The organism is Pseudomonas sp. AC247 (genome assembly GCF_979258015.1).
Genome location: NZ_OZ409829.1, coordinates 1,644,039 through 1,665,846, shown reverse-complemented (window position 1 = coordinate 1,665,846; position 21,808 = coordinate 1,644,039). Strand labels below are relative to the sequence as shown.

Sequence of the window (21,808 nt, the reverse complement as noted above, 5' to 3'; positions counted from 1 at the left end):
AAATTTCCCGAGAAGTTCGATTGTTATGCTGTTGCAGTTTGTAACACCTGCGGATTGGCGTGGAAAAATACGTGTTCACGCACCGGGCCGACGGCAACCTCGCCGATCTCCTCGTAACCCTGCCTTTTATAAAATTCCAGGTAGCGCGGGTTGCCGGTGTCGAGCACCACGCCTTGCGAGGTTTCATCGACCGCGCACCAGTTGTGTACGGCGGTCAGCAGTTGTTCGCCAAAGTGTTTGCCTTGGTACTGCGGATGAATGCCCAACAGCGGCAGCATGTGCACTGACTCGGTCGGCACACACGCGGAAACGGCATCGTGGTATTCCAGATAGCGCCGAGTGCAACGGAAACCGGTGCTGAGCACCATGCGCAAACGCCACGCCCAACTTTCGGTGATGCCCAGGCGGCGTTGCGGTGGCGCGATCAGGGCGATGCCGATCAGGCGGTCGTTGACCAGCAGGCCGATCGCCGGCAGGTCCTGGAGGAAATGCTGTTTGACCAGTTCGCGCACGGTGGCACGCACGCGCTGTTCGTAGCCGGGACGCTCGGCTTCGAACAGGTAGCCGAAGGTCGGTTCGTGGCGGTAGGCCTGATAGAGCAGCGAGCGGGCTTCGCGGGAATAACCGCGGTCGAGCATATGAATGTCGGCGATGGCGGTCTGGGTTTCAGGCATGACGGTGATTCTCCCCGGGGCGCGTGCAAATGGCGGCGCTCTTGTTGGTACGAACCTTTTGGCGGTGGGACAGTTCCCCACAGGTATAGACCAAGCTTGGATCTTCATCGACCGGGCGGACCTCATCGCTGGCAAGCCAGCTCCCACAGGATTCGCGTCGGACACAACATCCCCAATCACCACAAAAAACTGTGGGAGCTGGCTTGCCAGCGATGAGGCCGGTACAGACACCACCAATCCCACAGCCAAAAATGATTTCTCCCACCCCACACTGGCCCATTTCCCGCCTGTCAGCTAGCATCGCCCTTTTGCCAGGACTGCCGACCATGAAGATCGTTTCCTTCAACATCAACGGACTGCGCGCCCGTCCGCATCAGCTGGCAGCGCTGATCGAAAAACACCAGCCGGACGTTATCGGCCTGCAGGAAACCAAGGTCCACGACGACCAGTTCCCGCTCGAAGAAGTCCGCGCCCTCGGCTACCACGTGTATTTCCACGGCCAGAAAGGTCATTACGGCGTGGCCATGCTCTCGCGCCAGGAACCGATCGCCATTCACAAAGGTTTCGCCACCGATGAAGAAGACGCCCAGCGCCGCTTTATCTGGGGCACCTTCGCCGACGCCAACGGCGTGCCGGTAACGATCATGAACGGCTATTTCCCTCAGGGTGAAAGCCGCGACCACCCGACCAAATTCCCCGCCAAGCAGCGTTTTTACAGCGATCTGCAAGCGCTGCTGGAAAGCCAGTTCCACAACGAACAGCCCGTGGTGGTGATGGGCGATGTAAACATTTCCCCGGAAGACTGCGACATCGGCATCGGCCCGGACAACATGAAGCGCTGGCTGAAAACCGGCAAATGCAGCTTCCTGCCGGAAGAACGCGAGTGGATGGCACGTTTGAAAAACTGGGGCCTGACGGACAGTTATCGCCACCTCAACCCGGACGTGACCGACATGTTCAGTTGGTTCGACTACCGCAGCCGAGGGTTTGAGGACGAGCCGAAACGCGGGTTGCGCATTGATGTGATTCTGGCGTCGCACGGTTTGTTGCCGCGGGTGAAGGCTGCGGGCGTGGACTATGAATTGCGCGGGATGGAGAAGCCGTCCGATCATGCGCCGATCTGGCTTGAACTGGCCTGATACTCGAAACACCTGAGCCCCATATGGCTATGGGGTTCTTTACTCAGATGACCTGAATTGGGTGGTCAGTAGAAGTACCTGTGGCGAGGGGATTTATCCCCGATGGGGTGCGAAGCGCCCCCAAATTCTTTCTGTTAAACCGCATTCACAGGTTTTGGGTCGGCTTCGCCAACCATCGGGGATAAATCCCCTCGCCACAAAAGCCTTTTCACATTTAGATCGCTGTCATCTTAAAGTAACTTTTCTGACTTAATCTCCCCGGCAATCCCCTTGGCTTGACTCGGTGCCGGCATGACCCTGCGTGTTCTGTTCGTTTTTCTGCTGAGCGCATGGCTGACGGTGTCTGCCGCCGGTTTGCCGGTGCCGGACGACGGCCCGGCCTTGCGCATTCAAGGTTCCAACACCATCGGCGCCGAACTCGGCCCGGCGCTGGTCGAAGGCTTGCTGCAGGAACAAGGCCTGCTGAAAATCCACCGCGAAACCCCGGACACCGCCAACGAGCAGCGCATTGTCGGCCAGACCGCGCAAGGTAAACGCGTGGTCATCGAAGTCGCCGCCCACGGCTCCAGCACCGGTTTCACCGCGTTGAAAAATGCCAGCGCCGACTTGGCCGCCTCTTCCCGTGAAATCAAGGACAACGAGTTACTCAGCCTGCAATCGCTGGGCGATCTGAAAAGCCCCGCCGCTGAGCAAGTCATCGCCATTGATGGGCTGGCGATCATCCTCCATCCCGACAATTCGCTGCAGCAACTGGACACCGAGCAACTGGCGCGGATCTTTAGTGGTGAGGTAAAAACCTGGGAAGACCTCGGCGGGCGTGGCGGTGCGATTCATTTATATGCACGCGATGATCAGTCCGGCACGTACGACACATTCAAGGAACTGGTCCTCAGTCGTCGTGGGAAAAGTCTCAGTATCGCGGCGAAAAGGTTTGAGTCCAGCGAGCAATTGTCCGACGCAGTGAGCAGCGATACGCAGGGCATCGGTTTTATCGGTTTGCCCTACGTGCGTCAGGCCAAAGCTGTGGCGATTGCCGACGGCGCGTCGCAATCGATGCTGCCGCTTAACAGTTTGATCGCCACTGAAGACTATCCACTGTCACGGCGGTTGTTCTTCTATCTGCCGCCCGACAGCAACAATCCATGGGCGAAGGCTTTGGTGACGTTTGCGCAAAGTCGTCAAGGCCAGGAGATTGTCGCGCGCAGTGGCTTCATCAGTCAGACCGTGCACGCCATGTCCGTCGCGCCGAATGCGCTGATGCCCGAGGGTTATCAGTCCCTCAGCCGCCACGCCCAGCGTCTGACAGTCAACTTCCGTTTTGAAGAAGGCAGCGCGAGTCTGGACAACAAGGCGCGTCAGGATCTGGCGCGGGTGTTCGACTATATAAAGCGCCACGACAAGACCGAGCGCGCGGTGACGCTGGTGGGTTTCGGCGATCTCAAGGACGACCCGGCGCGGGCGGATCTGCTGTCGAAGCTACGGGCGATGGCCGTGCGGCGGGAGCTGGTGAAGAACGGCGTGGTGCTGCGTGAGGTTCGCGGGTTTGGCGCGTTGATGCCGGTGGCGGCGAACAATGCGGATGAGGGGCGGATCAAGAATCGGCGGGTTGAGGTTTGGGTGTATTGAGCCTGATGTTGATGGGTTGCACCTGCTGACGCCATCGCTGGCAAGCCAGCTCCGACAGATTTCTCTGGTGTTCACAAAATTTGTGTTCACTGGAGATCCCTGTGGGAGCTGGCTTGCCAGCGATGAACGCTAACGCGGTGTTGGATCAGCGTTCGCTGCGCAGCATTTCCTTCGGCACATATTTGCCGATCTCGAACTTGCCGATCGCCGCGCGGTGCACTTCGTCCGGGCCATCGGCCAGACGCAGCGTACGTTGCATGGCGTACATATAGGCCAGCGGGAAATCATTCGACACCCCTGCCCCGCCATGCATCTGGATCGCCCGGTCGATCACCCGCAGCGCGACGTTCGGCGCAACCACTTTGATCTGCGCGATTTCGCTTTTCGCCACTTTGTTACCCACGGTGTCCATCATGTACGCCGCTTTCAGCGTCAGCAGGCGCGCCATGTCGATCTCCATCCGCGAGTCGGCGATCTTGTCGACGTTGCCGCCAAGACGCGCCAGCGGTTTGCCGAATGCGGTACGGCTCACCGCACGTTTGCACATCAATTCCAATGCGCGCTCGGCCATGCCGATTGAACGCATGCAGTGGTGAATTCGACCCGGGCCGAGACGACCTTGTGCGATTTCAAAACCGCGTCCTTCACCGAGCAGGACGTTTTCGTACGGCACACGCACGTTGTCGAACAGCACTTCGGCGTGGCCGTGCGGGGCGTCGTCGTAACCGAACACCGGCAACGGGCGGACGATTTTCACGCCGGGAGTGTCAACCGGCACAAGGATCATCGAGTGCTGGGCGTGACGTGGCGCATCGGGATCGCTGAGGCCCATGAAGATGAGGATCTTGCAGCGCGGATCGCAGGCGCCGGAGGTCCACCATTTTTTACCGTTGATCACCCACTCGTCGCCGTCACGCACGGCGCGTGCGGCCATGTTGGTGGCGTCTGAGGACGCTACATCCGGTTCAGTCATGGCGAACGCCGAACGGATCTCGCCGCGCAGCAGCGGTTCGAGCCAGCGCTGTTTCTGCTCTTCGTTGGCGTAGCGCACCAGCACTTCCATGTTGCCGGTGTCTGGCGCCGAGCAGTTGAACGGCTCAGGCCCGAGCAGCGAGCGGCCCATGATTTCCGCCAACGGCGCGTACTCAAGGTTGCTCAGGCCGGCACCGAGTTCCGATTCCGGCAGGAACAGATTCCACAGGCCTTCGGCTTTGGCGCGGGCTTTGAGCTCTTCCATGATCGCCGTCGGCTGCCAGCGATCGCCTTCGGCGACCTGGCGCTCGAACACGGCTTCGGCCGGGTAAACGTAAGTGTCCATGAACGCGGTTACGCGCTCACGCAGTTCTTGCACCTTGGGCGAATAAGCGAAATCCATGAGCAGCTCCCGATGGTTAAGGCAGTTCTTGAGCAAAGGTTGTTTAGGTCATGCAATCGATGCTAGAACAGCGCTGATAATTTACCTAGCCTATTCTCGGCGTGTATAAACATTCATCACCGATATATGATCCACTGATCGTCAGCCCCTAAACACCGCCCTTAAAAACAAGAGAAGCCGCGTTATGAATCTGAGTAAGGTCGACCTCAACCTTTTCATCGTCTTCGACGCGATCTACACCGAAGCCAATCTGACCCGCGCCGGGCAGATTGTCGGCATCACCCAGCCGGCGGTGTCCAACGCCCTGGCGCGGTTGCGCGAAACCTTCAACGATCCGCTGTTCGTGCGCACGGCTCAGGGCATGGTGCCGACGCCGATGGCGCAGAACATCATCGGCCCGGTGCGCAATGCGCTGTCGTTGCTGCGCGTGTCGGTTCAGGAAAGCCGCATTTTCAACCCGACGCAGGCGGTCAAGACTTACCGCATCAGCATGACCGACCTCACCGAGGCCGTGATTCTGCCGCCGCTGTTCCAGCGCCTGCGTCGCCTCGCGCCGACGGTAATCATCGAAAGCTTCTTGTCCAAACGCCGTGAGACCACCAAGGAACTCGCGGCCGGGCGTCTGGATTTTGCCGTGGATGCACCGCTCAACACCGACCCGCAAGTGCGCCACGTCAAACTGATGGAAGACCGTTACGTGTGTGCGATGCGCAAGGGGCATCCGATGGCGGGCAAGGAAAAGCTCTCGCTGGATGATTATCTGTCACTGACGCATATCCACATCTCCAGCCGGCGCAGTGGTCTGGGGTATGTCGATCTGGCGCTGGGCAAAATGGGCATTCAGCGCAAGATTGCCCTGCGTTCGCAGCACTATTTGATGGCGTCGCAGGTGATGCAGCAGACCGATATGGTCATGACCGTGCCGGAGCGCTTCGCCCGGCGGCATGAGCTGCAGGCGTTTAACCTGCCGGTGAACGATGTGCCGCCAGTGGAGACGCATCTGTATTGGCATGAAAGCACCGATCAGGACCCGGCGAATCGCTGGATGCGCGAGCAGATGATCGAGTTGTGCCAGCAGGTGACGGCACAGGAGAAGAAGCTGGATAAGCAGGTGGTTTGAGGAAAGATCAAAAGATCGCAGCCTGCGGCAGCTCCTACATGGATCGGTGTAGGAGCTGCCGCAGGCTGCGATCTTTTTCTTGCTTGACGTAAACGTAAACCTGCCATTAGCTTAGCGCCAAGACCTTTTGCCGAGCGCGCCCATGAGCAGCCAGACCTACAGCATTTCCGACCTCGCCCGCGAGCTGGACATCACCACCCGGGCGATCCGCTTTTATGAAGAGCAAGGCCTGCTCAGTCCTGAGCGCCGTGGCCAGGAACGCATCTATTCGCCGCGCGACAAGGTCAGCCTGAAGCTGATCCTGCGTGGCAAGCGAATTGGCTTCTCGCTGGCCGAATGCCGTGAACTGATCGAGCTTTACGATCCCTCCAGCGGTAACACCAAGCAGCTCAACAGCATGCTGGCGAAAATCGCCGAGCGCCGCGAACAGCTTGAGCAGCAGTTGCTGGATATCGAACAGATGAAACTTGAACTCGATACCGCCGAAGAGCGCTGCGTGCAGGCGCTGGAGCAAACCCTCAAAAGCCAGCAAGTAGCGCAGTAATTCGACACGACTCCTCCCCTGTGGGAGCGGGCTTGCCCGCGATGAGGCCGGAACATCCAGCATTGATGTTGACTGACCCGACGCCATCGCGGGCAAGCCCGCTCCCACAGGGTTCTCCATGAATTCAAGATAATCAGCAGGTCAACCGCCATGTCCCTCCCCTCCCAAGTACGCCTGATCGAAGTCGGCCCGCGCGATGGCCTGCAGAACGAAGCCCAACCGATCAGCGTCGCCGACAAGGTGCAACTGGTCGATGCCCTCAGCGCCGCTGGTCTTGGCTATATAGAAGTCGGCAGTTTCGTCTCGCCCAAGTGGGTGCCGCAGATGGCCGGTTCCGCTGAAGTGTTCGCGCAGATCCAGCGCAAACCCGGCGTGACCTACGGCGCACTGGCGCCGAACCTGCGCGGCTTCGAAGATGCGATCGCCGCCGGGGTCAAGGAAATGGCGGTGTTCGCCGCCGCGTCCGAAGCCTTCTCGCAGCGCAACATCAACTGCTCGATCAGCGAGAGCCTGGCGCGCTTTGCGCCGATCATGGAAGCGGCGCAACAACACGGCGTTACCGTGCGCGGTTACGTGTCCTGTGTGCTCGGTTGCCCGTACGAAGGCACGGTCGCGCCAGAGCAAGTGGCGATGGTCGCGCGTGAGTTGTATGCGATGGGCTGCTACGAAGTTTCGTTGGGCGACACCATCGGCACCGGCACCGCTGGCGCGACTCGACGCTTGTTTGAAGTGGTTTCGGCGCAGGTACCACGGGACAAACTCGCCGGGCATTTCCATGACACCTACGGCCAGGCCATGGCCAATATCTACGCCAGCCTGCTCGAAGGCATTTCCGTGTTCGACAGCTCTATCGCGGGCCTTGGCGGCTGTCCGTACGCCAAAGGTGCGAGCGGTAACGTTGCGACTGAAGATGTGGTGTACCTGCTCAACGGCCTCGGCATCGACACAGGAATCGACCTGGACGCCTTGATTGCCGTGGGTCAGCAGATCAGCGCGGTGCTCGGCCGCCCGAGCGGTTCGCGCGTGGCCAAGGCTCGTAGCGCACAGTGAGGGCAGAAGGTGTTACCGCTGTGTCCGGAATGTGGGGCTCAAGCGAGTAACACGGAAACAAATTGTCTGGTTTCGTCTGAACGAAAAATCTCAGAAATTATTAAGTTGTTGATTTATAAGATTTTTTAAAAGTTGGCACGGCTTCTGCTATCTCTATGGCATAACAAGAATAAAAAGCAGCAAACCAATAAAAATAAGACGTACCGACTCTGACATAACAAAAACAACACGGCAGAGACGCAGCTAACAGATTTTTTTGGAGAAGGTGTGCTTTTCAGGGTGCTCTCAGGAGTGACCCGCAACCGGGCAGAGAACAATAAAACTACCTTCAGGTAGCTCCCGAATCGGTTGGATCGTTAACGAGAAAGCAGATCAGCGCTCAAAAAAATACGTTTGCTCTTGACCCCGGATGGGGGTCGCCAAAAACAGCGGTAAAGGGCCACGGTTGCCAAAAACAACAACAGACCGACCCTCAATAATAAAAAAGAGCACGCGACGACAAAATTAAAGGGGAGCCTCGGCTCCCCTTTGTGCTTTCTGCGATTCCCGAAACCATACAAAACCCTGTGGGAGCTGGCTTGCCAGCGATTGCGGTGGATCATCAACATAGATGCTGCCTGACCTGACGCCATCGCTGGCAAGCCAGCTCCCACAGGGTTGTGGTTACCGCTCGATTGTTTTGATTTCCTCGATGCTGATTTCGCGCATCCTGAATTTCTGGACCTTGCCCGTCACCGTCATCGGAAACTCTTCGACGAACTTGAAGTGCCGTGGCGTCTTGAAGTGTGCGATGCGCTCCTTGCACCAGGTTTGCAGCTCCAGCTCGGAGGCGTTGTGACCGGGGTGGAATTTGATCCAGGCAACAATCTCCTCGCCGTAACGCGAGCACGGAATACCGATCACCTGCACGTCCGCCACCGCCGGATGGGTGAAGAAAAACTCTTCCAGCTCACGCGGATAAACATTCTCGCCGCCACGAATGATCATGTCTTTGTTACGCCCGGCGATGTTGACGTAACCCTCCTCGTTCATACTCGCCAGGTCGCCGGTGTGCATCCAGCCGGCCTCATCGATGGCTTCAGCGGTGGCTTGCGGATTGCTCCAGTAGCCGAGCATCACGCTGTAACCACGGGTGCACAGTTCGCCGATGGTGCCACGCGGCACGAGGTTGCCGGCCTCGTCGATGATCTTGCTTTCCAGTTGCGGCTGGGTGCGGCCGACGGTGGTCACGCGCAGTTCCAGCTCATCGTTGGGGCCGGTTTGCAGCGACACCGGGCTGGTTTCGGTCATGCCGTAGGCGATCTGCACTTCGCTCATGTGCATCTCGCTGATGACCCGGCGCATCACTTCAATCGGACAGGTGGCGCCGGCCATGATCCCGGTGCGCAGGCTCGACAGGTCGAATTCGGCGCGTTGCGGCTGATCGAGCATGGCGATGAACATGGTCGGCACGCCGTAGAGGCCGGTGGCTTTTTCTTCGGCGACGGTCTGCAGAGTCAGCAACGGATCGAACGCATCGTTGGGGTAAATCATCGTGCTGCCGTGGGTGACGCAGCCGAGATTGCCCATGACCATGCCGAAGCAGTGGTACAGCGGCACCGGGATCACCAGGCGATCGTGCGGGGTCAGGCCAATGCTTTCGCCGACCATGTAACCGTTGTTGAGGATGTTGTAGTGGCTGAGGGTCGCGCCTTTGGGGAAACCGGTGGTGCCGGAGGTGTACTGAATGTTTACCGGTTGATCGAAGTGCAGGCTGTTGCTGCGTTCGCTGAGTTGTTCTGCGGTAACGCTGGCGGCCATGTCGGTCAATTGTGACCATGGCAGGAAACCTGATGGCGGTTGTCCGTCGAGACTGATCACCCCGCGCAACTCCGGCAGGCGCTCGCTGCGCAGTTGGCCAATGGATTGTTCGGCCAGTTCCGGCACCAGCCCTTGCAACATGCCGTGGTAGTTGGAGGATTTGAACGCCCCGGCGCAGACCAGCCATTGGCAGCCGGATTGTTTGAGCACGTATTCCAGTTCGGAACTGCGGTAGGCCGGGTTGACGTTGACCAGAATCACGCCGATTTTCGCCGTGGCGAACTGGGTGATGCACCACTGCGCGCAGTTCGGTGCCCAGATGCCGAGACGGTCGCCGGCCTGTAAACCCAGGGCGAGCAGCGCTCTGGCGTGCAGATCCACCGCGTCGGCCAGTTGTCGCCAGGAATAGCGCAGTCGCTGATGGCGCACGACCAGCGCTTCACCGTCGGGGTATTGCGCCACCGTCTGATCGAACTTCTGCCCGATGGTCATCGCCAACAAGGCTTTGTCTTGTGAACCACGGGTGTAGCTGCGCTGCGGGTTTGCACTGGGTTGATCCATGACGACCCCTATTGTCTTTATTTATGGGTTGCCGACGGTCACTTGTAGGAGTGAGCCTGCTCGCGATCTCGATCCATTAGTCAACACTTACGTCGACTGACACGACGCGATCGCGAGCAGGCTCACTCCTACAAAAACTAATCAGCTTTCAATCTTGAACTGCCCTACTCTCGCTCAAGTTGACGTTAACGTAAAGGGTGATTGACAGCCATTCGTCACGGGCTTACGTTAACGTAAAGGTGAGAGCCGAGTGACCGCCCTCCCCACCCTACAAAAAAGCCAAAAAGGTGACCCATGAGCTATCCATCCCTGAACTTCGCCCTCGGTGAAACCATCGACATGCTGCGCGATCAGGTTCAGTCCTTTGTCGCCAAGGAGATCGCCCCGCGTGCGGCGCAGATCGACAGCGACAACCTGTTCCCTGCCGACATGTGGCGCAAATTCGGTGACATGGGCCTGCTCGGCATCACTGTGCCGGAAGAGTACGGCGGCGCCGGCCTGGGTTACCTGGCGCACGTCGTGGCGATGGAAGAAATCAGCCGTGGCTCGGCTTCGGTGGCGCTGTCCTATGGCGCGCATTCCAACCTCTGCGTCAACCAGATCAACCGCAACGGTAACCACGAACAAAAAACCAAATACCTGCCCAAGCTGATCAGCGGCGAGCACGTCGGCGCATTGGCGATGAGCGAACCGAATGCCGGTTCCGATGTGGTTTCGATGAAACTGCGCGCGGACAAACGCGGCGACCGTTACGTCCTCAACGGCAGCAAAACCTGGATCACCAACGGCCCTGACGCCAACACTTACGTGATCTATGCCAAGACCGATCTGGAAAAAGGCCCGCACGGCATTACTGCGTTTATCGTTGAACGTGACTGGAAAGGCTTCAGCCGCAGCAACAAGTTCGACAAGCTCGGCATGCGCGGCTCCAACACTTGCGAGCTGTTTTTCGACGACGTCGAAGTGCCGGAAGAAAACATCCTCGGCGTGCTCAACGGCGGCGTAAAAGTACTGATGAGCGGCCTCGATTACGAGCGCGTGGTGCTGTCCGGCGGTCCGACCGGGATCATGCAGTCGTGCATGGACCTGATCGTGCCGTACATCCACGACCGTAAGCAGTTCGGCCAAAGCATCGGCGAGTTCCAGCTGATCCAGGGCAAAGTCGCCGACATGTACACCCAACTCAATGCTAGCCGTGCTTATCTCTATGCGGTTGCGCAGGCTTGCGAGCGTGGCGAAACCACCCGTAAAGATGCCGCCGGGGTAATCCTCTACACCGCTGAGCGCGCTACACAAATGGCCCTCGACGCGATCCAGATTCTCGGCGGTAACGGTTACATCAACGAATTCCCGGCGGGCCGTCTGCTGCGTGACGCCAAGCTGTACGAAATCGGCGCCGGCACCAGTGAGATCCGTCGCATGCTGATCGGTCGCGAACTGTTCAACGAAACCCGCTAAACGGAGCTGACCATGGCAACCTTGCACACTCAGCTCAACCCACGTTCAGCAGAGTTCGCCGCCAACAGCGCGGCGATGCTCAAACAGGTCGACGCCCTGCACACCCTGCTCGCCCAAGTGGCGCAGGGTGGCGGCGCGAAAGCCCAGGAGCGCCACACCTCGCGCGGCAAACTGCTGCCGCGTGAACGCATCAACCGCTTGCTCGATCCGGGTTCACCGTTTCTGGAAATCAGCCAATTGGCCGCCCACGCCGTCTATGGCGAAGATGTACCGGCGGCCGGGGTGATCGCCGGGATCGGCCGGGTCGAAGGCGTCGAATGCATGATCGTCGCTAACGACGCGACGGTTAAGGGTGGTTCGTACTATCCGCTGACCGTGAAGAAACACCTGCGCGCACAAACCATCGCTCAGCAGAATCGCTTGCCGTGCATCTATCTGGTGGACTCCGGCGGCGCCAACCTGCCGCGTCAGGACGAAGTGTTCCCGGATCGCGAGCACTTCGGGCGGATCTTCTTCAACCAGGCCAACATGAGCGCGATGGGCATTCCGCAAATCGCCGTGGTCATGGGCTCGTGCACCGCTGGCGGCGCTTACGTACCGGCGATGGCGGACGAAGCAATCATGGTGCGCAATCAGGCCACCATTTTTCTCGCCGGCCCGCCATTGGTGAAAGCTGCGACCGGTGAAGTTGTCAGTGCCGAGGATCTGGGCGGCGCCGATGTGCACTGCAAGATTTCCGGGGTCGCCGACCATTACGCCGAGAGCGACGAACATGCCCTCGCCCTCGCCCGCCGCAGCGTCGCCAACCTTAATTGGCGCAAACTCGGCGAAGTGCAGCAACGCGCGCCGATTGCGCCGCTGTACGCCAGCGATGAGTTGTACGGCGTGGTGTCCGCCGATGCCAAGCAACCCTTCGATGTGCGCGAAGTGATCGCGCGGCTGGTCGACGGTTCGGTGTTCGATGAGTTCAAAGCGCTGTTCGGCACTACGCTGGTCTGCGGTTTTGCGCATCTGCACGGCTATCCAATCGCGATTCTGGCGAACAACGGCATCCTCTTCGCCGAAGCCGCGCAAAAAGGCGCGCACTTCATCGAACTGTCCTGCCAACGCAACATTCCACTGCTGTTTTTGCAGAACATCACCGGCTTCATGGTCGGCCAGAAATACGAGGCCGGCGGCATCGCCAAGCACGGTGCAAAACTGGTGACCGCTGTGGCGTGCGCCAAGGTGCCGAAGTTCACCGTGATCATCGGCGGCAGTTTCGGCGCCGGTAACTACGGCATGTGTGGCCGCGCTTACGATCCGCGTTTCCTGTGGATGTGGCCGAATGCGAGGATCGGCGTGATGGGCGCCGAACAGGCGGCCGGCGTGCTGGTGCAGGTCAAGCGTGAACAGGCCGAACGCAGTGGCCAAAGCTTCAGTGCCGAGCAGGAAGCCGAGATCAAGCAACCGATCCTCGACCAGTATGAAGAGCAGGGTCACCCCTACTATTCCAGCGCACGGCTGTGGGACGACGGCGTCATCGACCCGGCGCAGACCCGTGATGTGCTGGCCCTGGCCCTGTCCGCGTCGCTGAACGCGCCAATCGAACCGAGCCGCTTCGGCGTGTTCCGGATGTGATCCGATCCTGTAGGAGCAAGGCTTGCCCGCGAAGGCGATGTGTCAGTCACATCAATGGTGGAATGACTACTTTCGCGGGCAAGCCTTGCTCCCACAAGAACCGTGGAGACGGAAGAATATGAGCGACTTCAACACCCTCGAACTGCAAAGCGACCCACGCGGTTTCGCCACCCTGTGGCTCAATCGCGCGGAGAAAAATAACGCGTTCAACGCCGAGATGATCCGCGAACTGATCCTCGCCCTCGACAAGGTTGCCAGCGACGCCAGCCTGCGCTTTCTGCTGGTGCGCGGCCGTGGCAAACACTTCAGCGCCGGCGCCGATCTGGCGTGGATGCAACAATCGGCCGAGCTCGATTACCACACCAACCTCGACGACGCCCGCGAACTGGCCGAGCTGATGTACAACCTCGCCAAGCTGAAAATTCCGACGCTGGCCGTGGTGCAAGGCGCGGCGTTCGGTGGCGCGCTGGGGCTGATCAGTTGCTGTGACATGGCCATCGGCGCCGACGACGCGCAGTTCTGTTTGTCGGAAGTGCGCATCGGTCTGGCGCCAGCGGTGATCAGCCCGTTCGTGGTGCAAGCCATCGGCGAACGCGCGGCACGGCGTTATGCGTTGACCGCTGAACGTTTCGGCGGTCAGCGTGCGCGGGAAATCGGCTTGTTGTCCGACAGCTATCCGGCTGCAGAACTGGATCAACAGGTCGAACAGTGGATCAGCAATCTGCTGCTCAACAGCCCCGCCGCGATGCGCGCCAGCAAGGACTTGTTGCGTGAAGTCGGCAACGGCGCACTGACCCCGGCGCTGCGCCGCTACACCGAAAACGCCATCGCCCGCATTCGCGTCAGCCCGGAAGGTCAGGAAGGTCTGCGGGCCTTTCTGCAGAAACGTCCGCCGAGCTGGCAAGCCGAAACCACCACCAAGGAGCCGCGTTGATGAGCGCACCTGTTCTCACCACCCTGCTGGTGGCCAACCGTGGCGAAATCGCTTGCCGCGTGATGCGCACCGCCAAGGCCCTGGGCCTGACCACCGTCGCCGTGCACAGCGCCACTGACCGCGAGGCGCGACACAGCCGTGAAGCGGATATCCGCGTCGATCTCGGCGGCAGCAAAGCGGCTGACAGTTACCTGCAAATCGACAAACTGATTGCGGCGGCCAAGGCCAGCGGCGCGCAGGCGATTCATCCGGGGTATGGCTTTCTTTCCGAAAACGCCGGGTTCGCCCGTGCAATCGAAGCGGCCGGGCTGATTTTCCTCGGCCCGCCCGCCTCGGCCATCGACGCCATGGGCAGCAAATCGGCGGCCAAGGCGCTGATGGAAACCGCCGGCGTGCCATTGGTGCCGGGTTATCACGGCGAAGCGCAAGATCTCGATACCTTCCGTGCTGCCTGCGAACGCATCGGTTATCCGGTGTTGCTTAAGGCTACGGCCGGCGGCGGTGGCAAAGGCATGAAGGTTGTTGAAGAGGTCGGCCAGCTCGCCGAAGCACTCGCCTCCGCACAGCGTGAAGCGCAGTCGTCGTTCGGCGATTCGCGGATGCTGGTCGAGAAGTATTTGCTCAAGCCGCGTCACGTCGAAATTCAAGTATTCGCCGATCAGTACGGCAATTGCCTGTACCTCAATGAACGGGACTGCTCCATTCAGCGTCGGCATCAGAAAGTCGTCGAAGAGGCGCCGGCACCGGGGCTGACGCCTGAGTTGCGTCGAGCGATGGGTGAAGCGGCTGTGCGCTCGGCGCAGGCAATTGGTTATGTCGGCGCGGGCACCGTGGAGTTTTTGCTGGATGCGCGCGGCGAATTCTTCTTTATGGAGATGAACACGCGCCTTCAAGTTGAACACCCGGTGACCGAAGCGATTACCGGCCTCGATCTGGTCGCCTGGCAAATCCGTGTGGCGCGGGGTGAAGCGCTGCCGATCACTCAGGCGCAAGTGCCGCTCAATGGCCATGCGATTGAAGTTCGCTTGTATGCCGAAGACCCTTCGAATGATTTTCTGCCGGCGACCGGGCGTCTGGATTTGTATCGCGAGTCGGCTGAAGGGCCTGGGCGTCGAGTGGACAGCGGGGTTGAGGAAGGTGATGAGATTTCGCCGTTCTACGACCCGATGCTCGGCAAGCTGATTGCCTGGGGCGAAGATCGTGAACAGGCGCGCTTGCGTTTGCTGAGCATGCTCGATGAGTTTGCGATTGGCGGGTTGAAGACCAATATCAACTTTCTGCGGCGGATCATTGCGCATCCGGCGTTTGCGGCAGCAGAGCTGGATACCGGGTTTATTCCGCGCTATCAGGAGCAATTGCTGCCGGCTGCCGGCGAGTTGAGCGATGGGTTCTGGGAAGCAGCAGCGCAGGCGTTTGCGCAGAGTTTGCCGGCGGTCGCGCGGGCCGATGATCCTTGTTCTCCGTGGTCACTCAACAGCGGTTTGCGCGCCGGTCTGCCCCGGGAAATCACCCTGCACTTGAGTTGCGAGGGCCAGGATCGAGCGTTGACCCTGGGTTTGGCGGGTAACGCTCATCTGTCGGGTGAAGCGCTGGTGGTGGAACACGAGGGAGTGCGTCGCCCCTTACGGGCCATTCGTCAGGGCGACTCGCTGTATCTGCAATGGGAAGGCGAATTGCGCCGTGTTGAAGCCTACGACCCGATCAGCGCCATTGAAGCCAGCCACAGCCATCAGGGCGGTCTGACCGCGCCCATGAACGGCAGCATTGTTCGCGTGCTGGTCGAGGTCGGGCAAACGGTCGAAGCCGGCGCACAACTGGTGGTGCTCGAAGCAATGAAGATGGAGCACAGCATCCGGGCGCCGCATACCGGGGTGATCAAAGCGCTGTATTGCCAGGAAGGTGAAATGGTCGGCGAAGGCAGCGCTTTGGTTGAACTGGAAGAAGCTTGAAAAGGAGATCGATCCTACGTCTGCGCAGGATCGATCCGACTAGTAACGCGCCGTTGCCTGAACCACCACGCCGATGATTCGACACTCATCGGTCAACAGGGCTTTCGGCCATGTCGGATTGAGCGGTACCAGGTAACGCTGGCCGCCCTCTTCGTCGAGTTTGCGAAAGATCGCATCATCAGAATCCGACCACTGGGCAATCACCAGTTTGCCCGGCAGCGCCTCTGCCGCCGGATCGACCAGGATCAGCATGCCTTCGGCGATACTCGGGCCGCGCGGAGCAGTCATCGAATCGCCTGCCACCGTCAGCCAGAAGGCCGCGCCACGGGCGTGGTAATCCGTCAGTTCGAAACGCTGTTTGTCCTGCGCCTTGCTGTAGGACTGCGGCTCAGTCTCGCGCACTTCGAAAGGCGCGCGCCAGTCGTTCACCGGGTAACGGAAGTACGGGTTGTACTTCTGTGCCAGCGGCATGTCGTCATCCGCGGTTTGCTGCGGCTCGCGAATGACCATCGCGACTTCGAGAAAATCCATGCCCAGTGCTTGCAGCACACGGTTCATCTCCGTGACGCCCGGTTCACGACGTTTGTTCAGCCAATGGCCGATGCCGCCCTGGGACATGCCAACACGCTCTCCGAGCTCTGTTTGAGTGATTTTGAGTTCACTCATCTTGGCCTTGACCAACTCAATCCATTTATCCATAAGCCGCACCATACGTGGACGCCTTCGGCCCGCAAAACACATATTGTAGTATTTAAATTCTGGTCACAACTACGCACCGTACTATGCTGACGACACGGATTTTCAATCGAACAAGGAGTGACCCTTCATCATGAATATCAGCAGCAAAGACTTGCCCGATCTACAGATGGACACCACCTTCACTTCGCCTCAAGGCAATGCCGCGGCGCAGCGGGCGTTGGACTACTACTTGAAACCAACTGTGTCTGAACCCGAGGTCGACGAACGCTTTTTCAACGTCAAACGTCATCTCAGTGGTGAAGAGGCGTTGGTGCATGCTTCGGATCTGCTGCGATGCGCAGCCGCGACCGCCTTCAAGGCGGCAGAAAACCTGCAAGGCCCAAGCCGCGATCTGGCGTTTTCGGTGGTGCACATGGTCGATATGGCGCGGGCGATGGTCGACCATTCGCTCGATGGCGATGAGGTCTGAGGAACGGCAGTTCGGACGGACGGGAAAGAATTTTCCAATCGCGCAGATAAAAACATTTGACTTGCAAATGATAATGATTATTATTGCAAGCAGCTGGTCGCGAGATCAGTCGATGGACCAGAGACCTTAGGTCGGTCTTCTGGACTATCTCCTCATCAGGCTAATCACGGTTTTTGACCCGGCTTTTTGCCGGGTCTTTTTTTGCCCGTTTTTCGGGCTTGTGTCTTCAGGCTAATGAAGTCTTTAGGTGCTGCAAATTCGATGGCGCGGATAATATCAAAAGAATATCGCTTGGCAAGTCGAGCCCGGCCACATTGGGGCAAAGTAATGACAATTAGCACTTGAGAATCAATCGCATAGCCTCTAAGCTGCGTCCGCGTCATGGAGGACGCCCCCCGCCACACCCCGCAATTTCCCTCGGTTTCAGCGCAGTCTTGCGTGTAAAGTAACGGCCATAAAAATCATATTCAGGAAGCGATTATGACCGTGGCCAAATCTTCGTTCGACATCAGCGCCAACTTCGACAGCGGCAATATCCAAGTCATCGACATCAGTAATCCGCTCAATCCGGTTCTGGCCATCCGTCCGGACACCCGCAGCGCCCATTTTCAGTGGTTCCACTTCAAGGCCAGCGGCCTGCACGTCGGCCAGGAACACTGGTTTCGCCTGAACAACGCCAGCCAATCTTCGTACAACAAAGCCTGGACCGGTTATCAAGCCGTGGCCTCTTACGATCACGTCAACTGGTTTCGCGTGCCGACCATTTTCGAAGGCGATTGCCTGCGCTTCAGCCTCGAAGCCACCCAGACCCACGCCTGGTTCGCCTATTTCGAACCCTACAGCCGTGGTCGTCATGACTGGCTGATCGAGCAGGCGCTGACCAAGGCCGGCACCGAACTGCTGGCCACCGGAAAAAGCGTCGAAGGCCGCGATATTCAATTGCTGCGCAAAGGCAGCGGCGCTGCAGGCCAGCGCAAGGTCTGGATCATTGCCCAGCAACATCCGGGCGAGCACATGGCCGAGTGGTTCATGGAAGGCGTGATCGAACGCCTGGAACGCCAGGATGATCCGGTGCTGAACAAATTGCTGGCCAGCGCCGATCTGTACCTGGTGCCGAACATGAACCCGGACGGTGCCTTCCACGGTCACTTGCGCACCAACGCCATGGGCCAGGACTTGAACCGCGCCTGGCAGAACGCCAGTCAGGACATCAGCCCGGAAGTACTGTTCGTGCAGCAGCAAATGCAACAGTACGGCGTTGACCTGTTCATCGATGTTCACGGCGATGAAGAAATCCCTCACGTATTCACCGCCGGTTGCGAAGGCAATCCTGGCTTCACACCGCGCATCGAGAAGCTCGAAGAGCACTTCCGCAACCATCTGAAACACACCACCAAAGATTTCCAGACCAAGTACGGCTACACCCGCGATGAGCCGGGTCAGGCGAACATGACCCTGGCCTGCAACAGCGTCGGCCAGAAATACGACTGCCTGTCGCTGACCCTGGAAATGCCGTTCAAGGATCACGACGATCATCCTGACAAGGAAACCGGCTGGTCCGGCAAACGCTCGAAACAATTGGGCAAAGACGTGCTGACCACTATCGCCGACATGGTCGACACCTTGCGTTAACGCCTCCCGCGCAAGACCAAAAGATCGCAGCCTGACTGCGATCTTTTGCTTTCTATCGTCCTCCGCTTTACCCATAAAGGTTGCAATATAAAACCAAATGGCGATATGGTTTTATTTTGAAACCTAAAAGGACTCGGGACATGAAACCTCTCAACAGCGGCGCCGTTTTGTTGTTTTCAGTCGCCTGCGGGCTTGCGGTCGGCAATGTGTATTACGCGCAGCCACTGCTCGATGCCATGGCCGAAGCGTTTGCCCTGTCGCCGGCAACCATTGGCATCGTTATCACGTTGACGCAGATCGGTTACGGCGTAGGTCTGGTATTGCTGGTGCCACTCGGCGACCTGCTCAACCGACGCCGCTTGATCGTTACTCAGACGCTGCTGTCGGCGGTCGCGTTGCTGATGATCGCGCTCGCGCCCAACAGCCTGTGGTTGCTGCTCGGCATGACCCTGACCGGTTTGCTCGCCGTGGTCACGCAAGTGTTGGTGGCTTACGCCGCGACGCTGGCGATCCCGCAACAACGCGGGCGCGTGGTCGGTGTGGTCACCAGCGGCATCGTCGTCGGAATCCTGTTGGCACGCACGGTCGCTGGAGGGATGGCCGATCTGGCTGGATGGCGAGCTATCTATTTCCTTTCAGCCGGCCTCACTCTGTTGATGGCGCTGTTGCTCCTTCGCGTATTACCCAAGCACGAAACCCCACAACCGGCGAGCTCCTACTTCGCATTGATCGCCTCGGTATTCAGCCTGTTCAAGGAAGAAGCGGTGCTGCGTCAACGCGCACTTCTCGCTTTGCTGACGTTCGCTAGCGCGATGGTGCTGTGGACGCCGATGGTGCTGCCGCTCGCGGCCCCGCCTCTGTCACTTTCCCACAGTGAAATCGGATTGTTCGGACTCGCCGGTGCCGCCGGAGCATTGGCAGCGGCACGCGCCGGGCATCTGGCTGATCGCGGCCTCGGGCAATGGGTCAGTGGCCTTTCATTGTTATTGATGCTGGCTTCGTGGCTGCCCATCGCCCTCACGCAATCCTCGCTGTGGGCGCTGCTGCTCGGCGTGATCACCCTCGACCTGGGCTTGCAAGCCATCCACGTCACCAGCCAAAGCATGATCTACAGCGTGCGCCCGGAAGCGCAAAGCCGCCTCACCGCCGGTTACATGTTGTTTTACTCGATCGGCAGCGCGTTGGGTTCGATCGGCTCAACCGCGATGTATGCGTGGGCCGGGTGGCTGGGCGTGTGTCTGCTCGGCGCCGGCATCAATGCCATTGCCCTCTTTTATTGGTGGCTAACACTGTCACACCGTGGCGAGGGAGCTGGCTCCCGCTCGGTGGCGCAGCAGTCGTAAGATCCTGAGGACTGCTTCGCACTCCAGCGCAAGCAAGCTCCCTCGCCACCGTTAATTGCGATTGCGGCCGCGCAACATGCTGTCGAGCACTTCGTCGCGGCGCACCCAACCATGAAACAGCGCCGCCGCCAAGTGCAGCAGCACGGTGAGAAACAGCAGATACGCCAGATAACCATGGGCCTTGCGCAGCAACGCAAACAGCTGCGCATCGGCCGGCACAATCGACGGCAACTGCAACGTGGCGCTGAGCATGACCGGTTCACCCGAAGCGCTGATCATCGCCCAACCGAGCAACGGCAGCACCAGCATCAACGCGTACAGCAACAGGTGCGAAGCCTTGGCCGCCAGTACCTGCCAATCCGGCAGATCCGCCGGCAATGGTGGCTGGCGGGTGCACAAACGCACCAGGAGACGCACGATCACCAGCGCCAGAATCGCGATCCCCAACGGTTTGTGCAGATGAATCAGCCACTCATGCCGCGCGGAAACGGAGGTCACCATCCCTGCGCCAATAAACAGCATGGCGATGATCATCACGGCCATCAGCCAATGCAGCAGCCGCGCCAGCAAAGCGAAATGCGTCGGTTGAGTGCTCATGGGCGAGCCTCCTGTTTGGCGGCGGGCAACTGGCTGACTTCGCTGGTGCGACGCAGGTAGGAATCGGCGTAACCGGCGGAACGTGCCGCGAGCAACGGATCGTCGGTGCCTTGAATCCCGGCCGGCAACACCAGCGGGTCGTAGTTGATGTCGCGGCATTCACCGCTCAGTTGCGGCTGGGTTTTCTCCAGCACCAAGGTGCCAGCGTTGACGACCTTGCGCCCGGCAGGCCAGGTTTTACTGGCGTCATTGACGGGGTCATCGGGGTTGGCCAAGGTGATGTTCAACTGAAAGCGCAGCGGTGCGGCGGCCAGGCGCTGCACCAGATCCTTCTCCAGAAAATCACCGCCCTCAGGTGCAGTGGCACCCGCTGCGTCTTGCGCCAACGGCGCCATGCTCCAGCGCACCGCCTGCTTTTTGCCGCTGGCGTCCACCAGATAAAAGGCATTGATGCTGTTATAGGTTTCCGTGGCGTAACTGGCGGACGGTTTGGCGGTCTTCACCCACGTCAGAAACGGCACCGCTTCCGGGTGCGAAGCAAAGAATGCCGGCACCTTGCTCGGGTCAGGCTTGCCCGTGGTCGGATCCGGCGACTGCGCCTGCTGCAACTGATAAAACGCCTCAGGTGTCCCGACCGGGAACACCGGCATGCTGTTCATCCCGGTACGCCACTGCTGCCCGTTGGCCTGAGTAAAACGCAACGCCAGACTGCGAATCGGCACGCTGCTGTCCGGTGCATAAGGATTGCCCGCCGGCAACGCAAAGCGCCCGACCACCGCTGTGCGCGGATCATTGAACACCTGCGCGGTGGAGAACACCCGCGCCTCGCCACTGCTCTCGAAATGGCCAATCACGCAGACACCTTTGGCGTGATTGCGACGAAACCCAGGATGCACGCCGTTGTTTTTCTCCAGCACATCGACCAGCGCTTTTGGCGTCAGACGTTGTGGGTCGAAGTTGCCATGCACGTAGGCAAACGCCCCGGCCACAGCAGCGATGACCACGGCGATGCCGCTCAGACGCAACATCAGGCTGGCGGCGCTCAATGGCGGGCGCTGTGGCCCGCCCGGCGGTGAAGTGGGCGGTGAGCTGCGATCAACCATGAAAAGACTCCAGGGCCATCGGCCGTAGGGAAAGGTGCTATGAGACGCACGCCTCGTAGGATTATTCCCTTTGAACTGTAGTTTCTTTCACCTCGATGCGTACGACGCCCCGCTG

Annotated in this window: 19 protein-coding genes; 12 read left to right on the top strand and 7 right to left on the bottom strand. The window is 59.4% G+C overall.

The features are described from left to right. Window positions 1-23: 23 nt before the first annotated feature. Window positions 24-674 carry a GNAT family N-acetyltransferase gene (locus tag ACZZ0B_RS07690; RefSeq protein ID WP_008082105.1) on the bottom strand — a complete coding sequence of 217 codons (651 nt, stop codon included), beginning with the start codon at window positions 672-674 and terminating at the stop codon, window positions 24-26. Window positions 675-1,000: 326 nt separating this feature from the next. On the opposite strand from ACZZ0B_RS07690, the gene xthA reads away from it, so the two are divergent. After that, complete coding sequence (gene xthA / locus ACZZ0B_RS07685) at window positions 1,001-1,813, top strand: exodeoxyribonuclease III (protein ID WP_008082104.1); 813 nt, start codon at window positions 1,001-1,003, stop codon at window positions 1,811-1,813. Between the two features lie 291 nt (window positions 1,814-2,104). Then, the gene (locus tag ACZZ0B_RS07680; RefSeq protein WP_463544769.1) at window positions 2,105-3,439 is read left to right on the top strand and encodes a substrate-binding domain-containing protein; all 1,335 of its coding nucleotides are present in this window, start codon (window positions 2,105-2,107) and stop codon (window positions 3,437-3,439) included. A 145-nt stretch (window positions 3,440-3,584) separates the two neighbouring features. Here the strand turns inward: ACZZ0B_RS07680 and ACZZ0B_RS07675 are convergent, their stop codons facing one another. Continuing rightward, entirely contained in the window at window positions 3,585-4,814 is a 1,230-nt protein-coding gene (locus ACZZ0B_RS07675; RefSeq protein ID WP_008082102.1) for an acyl-CoA dehydrogenase, read from the bottom strand. Window positions 4,815-4,998: 184 nt separating this feature from the next. Here ACZZ0B_RS07675 and ACZZ0B_RS07670 point away from each other — a divergent pair, with 184 nt between their 5' ends. The 3 genes from ACZZ0B_RS07670 to ACZZ0B_RS07660 all read left to right on the top strand — a co-directional run bounded on the left by ACZZ0B_RS07670 (window position 4,999) and on the right by ACZZ0B_RS07660 (window position 7,528). Further along, the gene (locus ACZZ0B_RS07670) at window positions 4,999-5,934 is read left to right on the top strand and encodes a LysR family transcriptional regulator (protein ID WP_008082101.1); all 936 of its coding nucleotides are present in this window, start codon (window positions 4,999-5,001) and stop codon (window positions 5,932-5,934) included. A 142-nt stretch (window positions 5,935-6,076) separates the two neighbouring features. Further along, complete coding sequence (locus ACZZ0B_RS07665; protein ID WP_008082100.1) at window positions 6,077-6,478, top strand: MerR family transcriptional regulator; 402 nt, start codon at window positions 6,077-6,079, stop codon at window positions 6,476-6,478. A 150-nt stretch (window positions 6,479-6,628) separates the two neighbouring features. Next, window positions 6,629-7,528, top strand: coding sequence for a hydroxymethylglutaryl-CoA lyase (locus ACZZ0B_RS07660; RefSeq protein ID WP_463544768.1), 900 nt, complete (start codon window positions 6,629-6,631; stop codon window positions 7,526-7,528). 663 nt (window positions 7,529-8,191) lie between these two features. On the opposite strand, the gene ACZZ0B_RS07655 is transcribed toward ACZZ0B_RS07660, so the two are convergent. Next, complete coding sequence (locus ACZZ0B_RS07655) at window positions 8,192-9,889, bottom strand: AMP-binding protein (RefSeq protein ID WP_463544767.1); 1,698 nt, start codon at window positions 9,887-9,889, stop codon at window positions 8,192-8,194. Window positions 9,890-10,183: 294 nt separating this feature from the next. Between ACZZ0B_RS07655 and ACZZ0B_RS07650 the strand changes: the two genes are divergently transcribed. From ACZZ0B_RS07650 to ACZZ0B_RS07635, 4 genes are all read left to right on the top strand, one after another. Next, window positions 10,184-11,347, top strand: coding sequence for an isovaleryl-CoA dehydrogenase (locus tag ACZZ0B_RS07650; protein ID WP_008082097.1), 1,164 nt, complete (start codon window positions 10,184-10,186; stop codon window positions 11,345-11,347). Window positions 11,348-11,359: 12 nt separating this feature from the next. Further along, the gene (locus ACZZ0B_RS07645) at window positions 11,360-12,967 is read left to right on the top strand and encodes a carboxyl transferase domain-containing protein (RefSeq protein WP_463544766.1); all 1,608 of its coding nucleotides are present in this window, start codon (window positions 11,360-11,362) and stop codon (window positions 12,965-12,967) included. Window positions 12,968-13,085: 118 nt separating this feature from the next. Then, a complete protein-coding gene (locus ACZZ0B_RS07640; protein WP_158835121.1) occupies window positions 13,086-13,901 on the top strand; it encodes a gamma-carboxygeranoyl-CoA hydratase in 816 nt (271 codons plus the stop codon). Beyond that, the gene (locus ACZZ0B_RS07635) at window positions 13,901-15,850 is read left to right on the top strand and encodes an acetyl/propionyl/methylcrotonyl-CoA carboxylase subunit alpha (protein ID WP_463544765.1); all 1,950 of its coding nucleotides are present in this window, start codon (window positions 13,901-13,903) and stop codon (window positions 15,848-15,850) included. The genes ACZZ0B_RS07640 and ACZZ0B_RS07635 overlap by 1 nt, the downstream gene beginning before the upstream one ends. Window positions 15,851-15,889: 39 nt before the next feature. Here the strand turns inward: ACZZ0B_RS07635 and ACZZ0B_RS07630 are convergent, their stop codons facing one another. Continuing rightward, window positions 15,890-16,549 carry a LexA family protein gene (locus tag ACZZ0B_RS07630; RefSeq protein WP_158835115.1) on the bottom strand — a complete coding sequence of 220 codons (660 nt, stop codon included), beginning with the start codon at window positions 16,547-16,549 and terminating at the stop codon, window positions 15,890-15,892. 130 nt (window positions 16,550-16,679) lie between these two features. Here ACZZ0B_RS07630 and ACZZ0B_RS07625 point away from each other — a divergent pair, with 130 nt between their 5' ends. Next, window positions 16,680-17,018, top strand: coding sequence for a DUF6124 family protein (locus tag ACZZ0B_RS07625; protein ID WP_463544764.1), 339 nt, complete (start codon window positions 16,680-16,682; stop codon window positions 17,016-17,018). A gap of 164 nt (window positions 17,019-17,182) precedes the next feature. On the opposite strand, the gene ACZZ0B_RS07620 is transcribed toward ACZZ0B_RS07625, so the two are convergent. Then, window positions 17,183-17,401 (bottom strand): hypothetical protein, encoded by a 219-nt coding sequence (locus ACZZ0B_RS07620; protein ID WP_157173088.1) that lies wholly within the window; start codon window positions 17,399-17,401, stop codon window positions 17,183-17,185. Between the two features lie 97 nt (window positions 17,402-17,498). Between ACZZ0B_RS07620 and ACZZ0B_RS07615 the strand changes: the two genes are divergently transcribed. Together ACZZ0B_RS07615 and ACZZ0B_RS07610 are read left to right on the top strand one after the other, a co-directional pair. Continuing rightward, window positions 17,499-18,650 (top strand): M14 family metallopeptidase, encoded by a 1,152-nt coding sequence (locus ACZZ0B_RS07615; RefSeq protein WP_463544763.1) that lies wholly within the window; start codon window positions 17,499-17,501, stop codon window positions 18,648-18,650. 140 nt (window positions 18,651-18,790) lie between these two features. Further along, the gene (locus ACZZ0B_RS07610; RefSeq protein ID WP_008082075.1) at window positions 18,791-19,993 is read left to right on the top strand and encodes an MFS transporter; all 1,203 of its coding nucleotides are present in this window, start codon (window positions 18,791-18,793) and stop codon (window positions 19,991-19,993) included. 51 nt (window positions 19,994-20,044) lie between these two features. On the opposite strand, the gene ACZZ0B_RS07605 is transcribed toward ACZZ0B_RS07610, so the two are convergent. Both ACZZ0B_RS07605 and ACZZ0B_RS07600 read right to left on the bottom strand, forming a co-directional pair. Next, window positions 20,045-20,590, bottom strand: a complete 546-nt coding sequence (locus ACZZ0B_RS07605; protein ID WP_008082072.1) for a cytochrome b — start codon at window positions 20,588-20,590, stop codon at window positions 20,045-20,047. Continuing rightward, window positions 20,587-21,693, bottom strand: coding sequence for a catalase family peroxidase (locus tag ACZZ0B_RS07600; protein WP_158835106.1), 1,107 nt, complete (start codon window positions 21,691-21,693; stop codon window positions 20,587-20,589). Before ACZZ0B_RS07600 ends, ACZZ0B_RS07605 begins: the two co-directional genes overlap by 4 nt. Window positions 21,694-21,808: the final 115 nt, after the last annotated feature.